We start from the raw sequence: 12,380 nt of genomic DNA, 5'->3' as shown, positions 1-12,380 counted from the left end.
ATATGCCTACTGTACTGATTTTAGGCGCAGGTTCAGACATGGCTGTGGCCATTGCCCGCAGGTACGCCTCCGCTGGTTATACGCTCCAGCTGGCGGCCCGCAACCCCGCGCAATTGCACGCACTGGAGCAGGATCTCAGGATCCGCCACCAGGTAGCGGCTACCTCCCATGCCTTTGACGCGCTCAATTTTGATTCACATCTTTCCTTTTACCAATCCCTCCCCGCGCAGCCAGACCTAGTAATCTGCGTGTTCGGGTATCTTGGAGACCAGGAGAAAGGCCAGTCCGACTGGCAGGAAGCATCCCGCATCCTGCACACGAACTATACCGGTGCGGTATCCATCCTGAACGTAGCCGCCGAGGCTATGGCAGCCCGTAAGAACGGCATGATCATCGGCATCAGCTCCGTGGCGGGCGATCGCGGCAGGATGAGCAATTACCTGTACGGCAGCGCCAAAGCAGGCTTCACCGCTTACCTCTCCGGCCTGCGCAACCGCCTGTTCCACGCCGGCGTGCACGTCATGACGGTACAGCCCGGTTTTGTGGACACGCAAATGACACAGCACCTTACCCTTCCTCCCTTGCTCACGGCAAAACCGGCGGAAGTTGCCAACGATATTTTCAAAGCTGCCGGCAAAAAGAAGAACGCGATCTACACCAAATGGTTCTGGCGGTATATCATGCTCATCATCAAAAGCATCCCTGAATTCATGTTTAAAAAGCTGAAGCTTTGAAGAACGTTATTGCCTTTTTTGACTTCGACGGCACCATTACCCGCAAAGACACACTTTTTGAGATCATCCGGTTTCAAAAGGGCGCCGTTGTTTTATACGCAGGCATGGCGGTGCTCTCTCCCCTGCTGGTGATGTTCAAAATGAAGCTGATCAGCAATCACCGGATGAAAGAGATCGTATTGCGTTTTTTCTTCCGCAATACCCCGCTGGATGTGTTCCAGCAGCAATGCAACGACTTCTGCAGGCTGCGCCTCCCCGGGTTGCTGCGGCCCAAAGCCATCAACGCCATCGCATGGCACCAGGCGGAAGGGCATAAAGTATACATCGTGACCGCCTCGGCGGAAAACTGGGTGGCCCCCTGGAGCGAAACGCTCGGCATCCCCTGCCTGGGCTCGCGCCTGGAAATAAAAAATGGTAGGGTCACCGGTTTTCTCACCGGCCCCAACTGCAACGGCAATGAAAAAGTATGCCGCATCCGCGAAGCCATGCACCTCACCACTTACGAAACCATCTACGCATACGGAGACAGCAGCGGCGACAAAGAAATGCTGGCGCTGGCACAGCATAAGGGATTTCGTGCATTTGAATAAAAAATTGAGTATTTTCAGGCACTGCTACCTCCCAAATCAACTGCAATGCCTGTACGAAAAACCCTTACGCCGGGAGACTTCACCGGCCATCCACGCGTAACTGCCGTGCTGGAGCAGCTGGCCAACGAAAAAGACCGGCCCGGCGAGCCCCGTTATAATTTCAAAGACCTTATTGTTTCCGATACGTTTGATGCCGAAGGGCGCCAGTACGTGAACCTCGTGCAGGAAGGCGGCGGCGTGCTGGGCGTGGCGCTGGTGGGTTATACGTACATCCTGGAAAAAGCGGGCATCCGCTTCATGCGCCTGGCCGGCACCAGCGCGGGCGCGATCAATACCATGCTGATGTCTGTCGTAAAAGAAGACAAAACCAACCATATCACCAGCTCCGAACGTATCCTTCAATACCTCTGCGACAAACCTTTCTTCGATTTTGTGGACGGGCACCCGTTTGCCAAATGGCTGATCAAAACGATCATCAAAACCACCAATTTCGGCGCGCGCCTGCGCAAGGCCCTCACCGGCATCGGTATCACACTGGGCATACTGCTCCTGCTGGATATTGTGGCTACGGGCCTGCGCACAAAATATCCCGTGTTCCATGGCATTGCCATTACTTCCTACATCCTTACCGGCATCATGCTGATGGCCCTGGGCCTGGCAGGCGGGTATGGCGCATACCTGTTCCTGCGGCTGAAGAACCGGGGGTTTGGCATCAACCCGGGTAAAAACTTTACCGACTGGATCAGCATGATACTGGAAGAAAATGGCGTAAAAAGTATCGGAGACCTGGAGCGCGTTTCCGGCCAGGTGCCGGACGGGCTGCACATCCGCAGCACGTTCACCGATCCGAATATCCGCCACGACCCTACCAAAGGTTTACTCCCTGATATTACGCTCATCACTTCGGACATCATCACGCAGAACAAAATAGAATTCCCGCGCATGTGGGACCTGTTCAGGGTCACCAAAGATTCCCTGCACCCGGCGGAGTTCGTGCGCGCATCCATGAGCATCCCCATCTTTTTTGAATCGCACATCATCCGCGACATACCGCGCGACCACCCGGACATCAAAGCCAGCTGGGCCAAACACCTGCTGATGGAACCAAAGGACATTCCCAGTTCCGTACGTTTTGTGGACGGCGGCGTATTGTCGAACTTCCCCATCAATATCCTGTACAACCCGGAGATCATCGTGCCGCGCCTGCCCACCTTCGGCATTGAACTGGACGATGCCACGCCGGAAGACATTTCGCAGAACCGGGCGGATCAGCTGAGCCTGGGCAGTTATCTCGGTAAACTTTTTAATACCGTGCGGTATTATTACGACAAGGATTTCCTGCTCAAAAACAACCTTTTCCGTAAAGGCATCGGTGTGATCAAAGTGGCGGATTTCAACTGGCTGGACTTCAACATTTCAGACGATAAACAAAAAGAACTCTTCATCCGCGGCGCGGAAGCCGCGCGGGACTTCCTGCTGCAATTCAAATGGGAAGAATACAAACAGGCGCGCATCATTGTACATGAAGCGGTGAACACTTCGGACAAAGATGCGAGGGAGCAGCTCAATACCCGGGCAAGAAATATTTAACCATGCTTTATTTACTGATCACATACACTATCCTGCTAATCACGGCCATCTGGATGACGAAGATCGCCCGGCGGTTCTTTTTCCGTGACAGGGACGGCCTGCGCCGCATCTTTAATATCCTGGACCTGGAATTCCCCGTGTCCGACGCGGAGCTGGCGGGCATGATACAAAACATGCTGCCCGGCGTGAGGAAGGCGGTGCGGCTGCACCTGTGGGTGGATTTCCTGTTTATGCTGGGTTTTTATCCTTTTACCGCCATGCTCTGCCTGATAATCGGGTACAAAACCGGGATCGGCGCTTATTTTTATTCGATGATGGCCGCTTTGCAGGGCGTGGCCTGGGGCTGCGACATCCTTGAAAATATCTACCTGCTGCGCAAACTCCGCAAACCGGAGCCTGGCAAACAATTCGGCACGTATAGTTTTTTTGTTTATACTAAGTTCATACTCTGTTACGCCGGCCTGGGCGTCACGCTGCCCGTAGCATTTTACTTCTGGATGACCGGGGACTTCGAACAGGCCACAGTGCCGTATGCCATGGCCCTCCTGGCCGAAACCGCGCTGGCGGTATGGCTCCTGCAAAAAGTGAAGTGATACAATATTTCCCCGCGCCATTCGTCTTCTCCATCAGGAATACATTAATTTCAACCTATGGAGAAAGAGAAGAAGCGCGCAAAGATCACCTTTACCGGTATCCGCAAGGCCTTAAGATTATATGAATACGCCAAACCTTACCGCTGGCAGTTTGCCATCGGCCTCGTCATGCTGCTGCTGTCCAGCAGCGCCAGCCTGGCTTTCCCGAAGCTGCTGGGCGACCTGATAGACCTTGGCAATAAAGGGCGGCTGCTGGCCGAGATAGACCGCGTAGGCCTGATGCTGGCCGCCGTGCTGGTATTACAATCCGTTTTCTCCTACCTGCGCGTCCGGATATTTGTGAGCGTGACCGAAAAAACGCTGGCTTCCCTTCGCCAGGCCACTTACAGCCACCTGGTACGCCTGCCCATGAAATTTTTCGCGGAAAGGCGCGTGGGAGAGCTGAACAGCCGCATTTCGTCGGACATCAGCCAGTTGCAGGACCTGTTCACCACCACCCTGGCCGAGTTCCTGCGCCAGGTGATCACCATTATGGGCGGCATCGTGCTGCTGTGGATCACTTCCTGGAAACTGACGCTGTTCATGCTGGCCATTGTGCCGGGTATCTGTGTGCTGGCCGTGGTATTCGGGAAATTTATCCGCAAATACAGCAAACAGGTGCAGGGGCAGATCGCAGATTCGAATACCATCGTGGAAGAAACACTGCAAGGGATCTTTAATGTAAAAGCTTTTGCCAACGAATATTTCGAAATAGGCCGTTACAAGACCAAAACCGACGAAGCCGCCAGGACGGGCGTGAAAGCCGGCAGTTACCAGGCGGCGTTTGTATCGTTCCTGATCCTCGGTCTTTTTGGCGCCATGGTGGCCGTGATCTGGAAAGGCGTGATGCTGATGGAAACAGGCGCGATTGAAGTGGGCGCGCTTTTCTCGTTCATCCTTTACACTGCATTTATCGGCGGCTCCATCAGCGGGCTGGCGGAAATATACACCCGCATCCAGCGTGCGCTGGGCGCCTCGGAAAACCTCCTGGAGATACACGACGAGCCGGTGGAAGATATCCGGCTGCAGGCCGTTACTCATCCCGCGGTTCCTATTTCGGGCGAGATCAGTTTCAGGAATGTGAGTTTCCACTACCCTTCCCGCAAAGACATTCCCGTACTGCGCGACGTGAGTTTTGACGTGCAGCCCGGCTGGCAGGTGGCCCTGGTTGGCCCCAGCGGGGCTGGCAAATCCACCGTGGTGAGCCTCCTGCTGCGCTTTTACGACCCCGCTTCCGGCAAGATATCCTTTGACGGCCGGGACGCCGCATCCTATTCACTTTCAGAACTCCGCAGCCAGATGGCGGTAGTGCCGCAGGATGTATTCCTGTTTGGCGGCACCATCCGGGAAAATATTGCCTACGGCGATCCTGCCGCCTCTGACGAGGCCATTGCAGCGGCGGCGAAGCAGGCCAACGCCTGGGAGTTCATCAGCCGTTTCCCTGAAGGGATGAACACGATCGTGGGTGAAAGGGGCGTGCAGCTTTCCGGCGGCCAGCGCCAGCGTATTGCTATTGCCCGCGCCGTGCTTCGTAACCCGCGCATCCTGATCCTGGACGAAGCCACCTCCGCCCTCGATTCCGAATCCGAGCGCCTGGTACAGGATGCGCTGGATAAACTGATGCTGGGGAGAACTTCCATCGTGATCGCACACAGGCTGAGCACGGTGCGCCGTGCAGACCTTATACTTGTGATGGACAAAGGCCGGATCGTGGAAGAAGGCACGCATGAAGAGCTGATGGAAAGGGCTGAGGGGTTGTATAAGGGGTTGAGTGAGTTGCAGTTTACGGTGTAGACAGAAGGTTAAATCAGACGGAATATGGGATATTACAGGTTTGATAAAACCACCTTCACAAAAATGACGCTCAAGGAAGCTGAAGAAGCCAATTTATTTGGCAAGGACGTTTCTTACGCCGAACGATTACGCCAGGCAACTTATCTCATTTATCAGGCTTATGGCTTCTCTTCATCGAACCTTCCCAAACTGGATAGAAAAATTCATTCCAGCAGGAAAATGAGCGACTAATGAGTAAATATTCTCAATGAGAATTTATCTGATTAGAACCACGGCGCTCAACAAAAAATCAATTTAAGGCCTCCATCCGGGGAGATCATCGTTACACCAGGAATATTTAATACTATTTTACCTAAGTAACGGCTTCGAAGTGAGAAATTTCTCAAATTGAAGCCGTTATTTAAGACCCAAAGGGAGAAAGTTCTCCCTTTTTACCTCGAGTTTCTCACTTCGAACGAGAAAGTTCTCCCTTTTTACCTCGAGTTTCTCACTTCGAACGAGAAAGTTCTCCCTTTTTACCTCGAGTTTCTCACTCGGAACGAGAAAGTTCTCCCTTTTTACCTCGAGTTTCTCACTCGGAACGAGAAAGTTCTCCCTTTTTACCTCGAGTTTCTCGCTTGGAACGAGAAAGTTCTCCTTATTTACCTCGAGTTTCTCACTTCAAGAGGTTAGTTTATACTTCCTGCATCAACCCACTCACTTTAAAACCGGCTGCCTGCCATTAGCAACAAGAAAAATTATAAAACCCCGTTGCTTGCCTTCGCAGATATCCTCCACTTGATAAAAAGGCCCACCACCATCCCCAATATTTCCCCCTGAAATTCCGTTATAAAGAGCTGCAATCGCGCCGCCGGAGCAATCCTTGCGGGACGGTTGCAGCTTAACGTTTTATTAAAGCCGCCGGATACATTGAAACTCAGGCAGATGGAAATCCGCCTTCCCCATCGCGGGAAATGTGGATTTCTTCCCGTTGACCCGGGCGGCGAAAATCGGTACTTTTGACGGGTTTACCCGAATCACTGTTCAGCATAAACGAATATCTTGACGACAATCTCTTTCCGGCAGTTCCTGCAAACCGCTTTTCAGCATGGCGCCTATTCAACAGACGATGTAATTGCAGCCGTGCTGCCGCTGTTCCGCACCGTGCAGGCCCTGCACGACGCAGCACTCGTAGCCCCCTTCGGCGATGAAAACGCCCTGCAGGTCCAAACCCGCACTATCACCATCGATACCGCCGCCGCCCATCCCGAACTGGATGCCGCGGACCGCATAACAACCCTCTTCAACGGTTACAACCCGCATTTTGAAGTAGTGGATAAAGTAAAACTGCTGGCAGACCAGCCGGAGACCCTGAACCTCCGCATTCACCGGGATACCCATCAGCCACTGCATCATGCCGCCTATGTACCCGGCTACCAGAGCTATGAAATGCTGCTGGGCCATCACGACCAACAAACGGACATCTTCTGCCTGGGCCTCGTACTCACCAGCATTGCCCTCGGCATCGATCTGTATGAGCCTGAAGGCCTGGATAAACTCGTGGCACAACGGCAGCACCCGCTCCGCTTCAAACAATTGCATCCCGCCATCGGTACCCTCATTACCGAAATGACGGAACTGAACCGCGCGCACCGCACCCGCGACCTCCAGGAAGCTATTCACCGCCTGGAACATTACCGCGACTTTGACCCGGAAAAACAACTGGATCTCGCACAGGTGGCCGGCTGGGTTACACACGACCGTTCGGAAAGACAAAACTTCATCCTCAATAAACTCCGCAACCGCCTTTTCGACATCAGCCGCCGGAACCGCCTGCTCTATTATAAACCGAACACCCGCTTCGCGAACCTGACCATCAGCAGCGTGCCCATGGTGCTGCATCATCAAAGCATCCGGCCGGAACTGCTCTTCACCTGGAACCCCGAAATAGCGGAAAAGATCACAGGAATGAAAGACCTGTCGCTGAACAGGTACCTGCGTTTTGAAGACCATCCTTACCTGCCCGGCATCCTGAACAAGATCCGGCTGGAAGCGCGGAAAGACGTACAGGAATACGGTTTCAGCCAGCTGAGGCTGGTCATCGCTTTCCTCAAATGGTACAATCTCCCGGAAGAGCCGGAAGAAGATATCCTCAGCCCGCTGCTGCTCATACCCGTGGAGCTGAAAAAGAAAAAACAGGTAGGCGGAGACCAGTACGTGCTGAGCATTACGGATAACAATGCGGAAGTCAATCCAGTATTGGCGAACCAGCTGCGCGAGCTCTACGGCATAGAACTGCCTGACCTCGTGGACCTTGAAGAGATGAGCCTGGAGCAATTTTACCAGTTGCTGCAAATGCAGGTGGAAGGCGCCAACCGCGGCATTGTATTGCAACACATGCAGAAGCCGCGCATCAAACTGATCTATAAGGAAGCAAAAGATACCCTTCAGCAATACCAGAAAAAACAACCCGACAACGCTGATAAAAAAGCGGAAACACCCGCGCCTGTTGCAAGAAAACAGGCGGGCGCACCCGTACCGGTGCCTGAACAAAAAGGGATACCCGCGAATGAAGAACAAACAAACACTGCCAAACTGTTCATTGAAGGAGATGATGTTCCGCCTTTTGATAATGCCCTCACCGGCACGCAGGAAAATGAAACGCCGATACCTGCCAGCGAAGGATCACCTGATGAAGGGATAGACACGCAGGAACCTGAAACCATTATTGACGGGGAGGAACAACCCTTCGAAGAACATACGGGCGGACAAGAGCAGGAAGCCATTACATCAGAGTTTGAACAATCGCCCGGAGACATAATAACGACAGAGGAAGCGCCTCCTGAAATTACCACTGAGGAACAAACTCCGGAAGCCGCCACCACTGCGGATGAGCTGCCAACCGGAACAACATCCGCACCCGCCGCGGGAAAACAGCGCGCATCCACCTCCGTAGCCGAAGACCATGAACTGTTCCAGCTTGCCGAAGCGGAGAACAATCCCTACCGTTGGGAGTTTGACAGCTGCCATGTGGTGCTGGGCAATTTTAATTATAAAAAAATGAGCCTGGTGCGGGACTACAATTCCGCCATCGATCAGCCGCAGCAGCATGGCGTATTCGACCAGCTGTTCAGTGCGCAGCCCAGGCCCGTCAACAACGAAACGCCCGCTCCTGCCCTGCCGGAGGAATGGTATCACGTGATACAGGCGGACCCTACGCAGGCACGCGCCATCCTGCAGGCACGCAACGGCGAAAGTTATATTATTCAGGGCCCTCCCGGCACCGGTAAAAGCCAGACGATCACGAACCTGATCGCGGACTTTGTGGCGCGCGGCAAACAGGTATTGTTCGTCTGCGAAAAACGCGCTGCGCTGGACGTGGTATATCACCGCCTGAAACAACAAGGGCTGGACGAGCTCTGCTCCTACATCCACGATAGCCAGGGGGACAAACGTTCCTTTATCCGCGACCTGAAACTCACTTACGAATCCAATCTGCGCCCCGGCGCGGACGAGCATACTATCAACGTAAAAAGGAATGCGCTGCTGCATACGCTCCGCACGCAGCTGGACCGCCTACAGGAATTTCATGATACACATGCCCGCGAAGAAGAGCAGGCCGGCATTGCCGTGCGCGCTTTGATAGAAAGGCTGCTGGCGCTGAAAGACCTGGTGAAACAGCTCAGCCCGGCGGAAGAAGAAGCCGTGCCGCATTACAAACAATGGCTGCAATCCGGCGCCATGGTGGAGCAACTGGGTGAAGCCCTGGAAGAGAGCGGCGCGGAACCCGTCTTTGCGGAGCATCCGCTGAGCCGTGTAAATGAAAAGATATTCGCGGCGGAGCAGCCCATCACGCAGCTGCAGCAGCAAACGGAACAAAGCCTGGCCATGCTGGAGAAAGCAACCGGCTTTGCCGAAACGCTGGACGAACTGAAACAACTCGTACTGCAATCCACGCTCCTGCTGCCCCTGGCTGAAGGCAACAATCTCCAGCTGGTGGACGGGCGCAACGTGGAAGCCATTGCTTTTGAAAAAGAGCTGGCACAACTGCGCGTGCTGCAACAGGAAGTGGACCGCGCCGCCGCGCAGAATACCAACTGGCTGAATAAATTCAGCGAGCAGGACACGGCGCAGGCTATCGCCATTGCGGCCCGCTATGAGCCGTCTTTCTGGCGTTTCCTTTCCGGCGCCTGGCGCAGGCTGAAGAAACGGATGCAGGAGAGCTACAACCTCGCCGCGCACGCCGTGCCTCCGGCTTTCAGCGCCGTACTGCAACAATTACAGGAAGAATACAACGCGGCGCGTAATCTCTCCCAGGCGAGAAAAGCCGTGCAGCAGCAATACCGCATCGATAACATAGAGCTTACCTGGCTGTCTATCGAACGGCTGCGGCTGAAATTGCAGGAACCCACTTTGCAATACCTGCTGCAACACCCGAATGCACAGCAACTGGTGATACAACTGGCCGGCTTACAGGATACCCTGCACCGGCTGGACCTCCAGCTGCAGCAAACCCTCCAGGACCCGCCGCCGCAAAACTTCCGCGAGCTGCGCGACCTGCTGGAAAGCATCCAGCTAAACGCACCCGCGCTGGAAGAGCTACTGCCTGCTCTTGGCAATTACCTCGATATGCCGGATGTACTGAAGCAGGCTCTCCGCTCGCTTCCCTTCACCCCCGCTGAAATGGAAGCAGGCATGGCCCACAAAACGCTGCGCCAGCTTTACCAGTTCAATAAACCTTTTGCCAATACCGGTAGCCAGGCTATGGAGCAAACCGTGGAAGCCATCCGCCATTGTTACCACGAACTGCTGAAGCTGAACGCCGCTTACATCCGCGCCAATATCGGCCGGCGTTTCCAGGAGCACGTGCAGCTCAGCAACCGCGCCGCTTCACAGGTGGAAGAAGAACAACAGGAATTCGCCAGGCAATATGCCGAAGGCCGCAAAATACTGGAGAACGAATTTTCCAAAAGCATGCGCTACAAAAGCATCCGGGAGCTTTGCTCACGCGGCAGCGGCCTGGTGCTGAGAGACCTGAAGCCCGTATGGCTCATGAGCCCCCTCAGCGTCAGCGACTCCTTCCCGCTGGATCAGCCTTTCTTTGACGCCGTGATATTTGACGAAGCCAGCCAGATCACCCTTGAAGAAGGCGTGCCCGCGCTTTACCGCGCACCGCAGACCATCATCGTGGGAGACGACCGGCAGATGCCGCCCACGGACTTCTTTTCCGCCAAAGCCGGCGACCCGGACGACCTGGAGCGCAACGAAGAAGAAGACGAAATACTCAGCGCCGATGCGGACAGCCTGCTCACCCAGGGCGCACGCAAGATGAACAGCGTGATGCTCGGCTGGCACTATCGCAGCCATTCCGAAACACTGATCAGTTACAGCAACCACGCGTTTTACGGCGCAAACCTGCTCACGATACCGGACAGGAGCATCCACACGGCCGAGAAGACCGCCATCAGCGTACAGCAGCCTTCAGACGCCCTGTTCAACATCAACGCCCTGTTCGACCGCAGCATCAGTTATCATCACATCCCGAATGGCACCTACGCCAAACGCGGCAACAGCGCGGAGGCCGCTTACATCGCACATCTCGTGCGCGAGCTGCTGTTCAGGAACACCAAAGAAAGCATCGGCATCGTAGCCTTCAGCCAGGAGCAACAGCACTCCATAGAGCGGGCGCTGGAAGCACTTTGCGTGAACGATAAACGTTTTGACGAGCTGCTGGAAGATGCAACTGAACGTACTGACGAAGGCCAGTTCACCGGCCTGTTCGTCAAAAACCTCGAAAATGTACAGGGAGACCAACGTGACATCATCATCATGAGCGTATGTTACGCCCCCGACCACCGCGGGAAGATGAGCATGCACTTTGGCCCCATCAATAAAAAAGGCGGGGAAAAACGCCTGAATGTGATCTTCAGCCGCGCGCGGCAACACATGGCCATCGTGAGCAGCATCCGCCATCACCAGATCACGAACGTATACAATGCGGGCGCCAACTATCTGCGCCGTTTCCTGCAATACGCGGAAAACGTAAGCACCGGCAATATGGCCGCCGCCCGCAACATCCTGGACGGGCTTGCTTCCGGCAAACCGTCCCAACGCTACCGTGCAGGCGATACCGTTATATTAAGAGAGATCAAAGAGCAACTGGAACAGCACGGGCTGGAAGTATCCGAACAGGTGGGCCAGAGCGGGTTCCGCTGTTCACTGGCCGTGAAGGCCGATGCAAAAGACAAATCCTACACCCTCGGCATACAGGTGGATGATGAAGCCTGGTACCAGCATAAAAACGTACTGGAGCAGTATTATCAGCGCCCTGCCGTACTGGAAAGTTTCGGCTGGCAGGTGCTGACGGTGTATGCGAAAGACTGGCTGCAACAGCCGCAGAAAGTAATAGAAGATATCCTCCGCCGCCTCGGCAAACCACAGCAGGCCGCGCCCCTCGATTCCCTTATTCCGCAGGACGCCGTACCCGCGGGCACCACCCGCCTGCTGCAGGGAGAAGGGAAATCCGCTAAGTTCTGGGAAGCGGCCGTAAGCGGCTCCAAACTATTTATCAGGCAGGGCAAAACCGGCACCAAAGGCCAGATACAGGTAAAGACCTGCATCGATGCGGAGGATGCCGAAAAGGAAAAAGAAAAGATGATCACAGAAAAGAAGAACAGCGGCTGGAAAGTGGCCGGCGAAGAGGCTTCCCCGGAGCAGCCCGAGTTGTTCTGATCATTGCAAATCATGCTGACAACTACAATTCCTTTTTATTCGTCCCAGGCGTTAGTTAAAACTATGCACTTTATTGCAGGGCTTTAGTAACGCGGGAAAATCCACCACGGAACCGGCCTTGTTTGGTGCGTCGTTGTGAAAAGGTCGTCATTGCGAGGAGCAGCGGGGATTTGTGCAGGAGCCGCGACGAAGCAATCTCCAGGTATTGGAGTACATCCCTTCAATGCAGGAGATTGCTTCGTCGCCCCCCACTTTAGCGCTGCTGCTCCTCGCAATGACGGGTTTTGCGCCAGCCTGGGGCACTCATATGGAGGATCAGCACAGAAGCA

The 12,380-nt window shown here is 54.5% G+C and carries 7 protein-coding genes; all 7 read left to right on the top strand.

Annotated features, from left to right (window positions below; all coding sequences use genetic code 11):
- Positions 1 to 2 precede the first annotated feature (2 nt).
- A complete protein-coding gene (locus EG028_RS18435) occupies positions 3 to 734 on the top strand; it encodes an SDR family oxidoreductase (RefSeq protein WP_120515808.1) in 732 nt (243 codons plus the stop codon).
- Positions 731 to 1,324: an HAD family hydrolase gene (locus tag EG028_RS18430; protein WP_120515807.1), complete on the top strand. Its 594-nt coding sequence runs from the start codon at positions 731 to 733 to the stop codon at positions 1,322 to 1,324. The genes EG028_RS18435 and EG028_RS18430 overlap by 4 nt, the downstream gene beginning before the upstream one ends.
- A 45-nt stretch (positions 1,325 to 1,369) precedes the next feature.
- The gene (locus EG028_RS18425) at positions 1,370 to 2,914 is read left to right on the top strand and encodes a patatin-like phospholipase family protein (protein ID WP_120515806.1); all 1,545 of its coding nucleotides are present in this window, start codon (positions 1,370 to 1,372) and stop codon (positions 2,912 to 2,914) included.
- A 2-nt stretch (positions 2,915 to 2,916) separates the two neighbouring features.
- Positions 2,917 to 3,507 (top strand): hypothetical protein, encoded by a 591-nt coding sequence (locus EG028_RS18420; RefSeq protein ID WP_120515805.1) that lies wholly within the window; start codon positions 2,917 to 2,919, stop codon positions 3,505 to 3,507.
- 57 nt (positions 3,508 to 3,564) lie between these two features.
- Entirely contained in the window at positions 3,565 to 5,340 is a 1,776-nt protein-coding gene (locus EG028_RS18415) for an ABC transporter ATP-binding protein (protein WP_120515804.1), read from the top strand.
- A gap of 24 nt (positions 5,341 to 5,364) precedes the next feature.
- Positions 5,365 to 5,571 (top strand): hypothetical protein, encoded by a 207-nt coding sequence (locus EG028_RS18410; protein WP_120515803.1) that lies wholly within the window; start codon positions 5,365 to 5,367, stop codon positions 5,569 to 5,571.
- 810 nt (positions 5,572 to 6,381) lie between these two features.
- Positions 6,382 to 12,051 carry an AAA domain-containing protein gene (locus tag EG028_RS18405; protein WP_120515801.1) on the top strand — a complete coding sequence of 1,890 codons (5,670 nt, stop codon included), beginning with the start codon at positions 6,382 to 6,384 and terminating at the stop codon, positions 12,049 to 12,051.
- Positions 12,052 to 12,380 lie beyond the last annotated feature (329 nt).

The organism is Chitinophaga barathri, from assembly GCF_003807585.1.
In the GTDB taxonomy this organism is placed as follows: Bacteria; Bacteroidota; Bacteroidia; order Chitinophagales; family Chitinophagaceae; genus Chitinophaga; species Chitinophaga barathri.
Note: the sequence above shows the minus strand (reverse complement) of the source record. Positions and strands in the feature narration are given on the sequence as shown.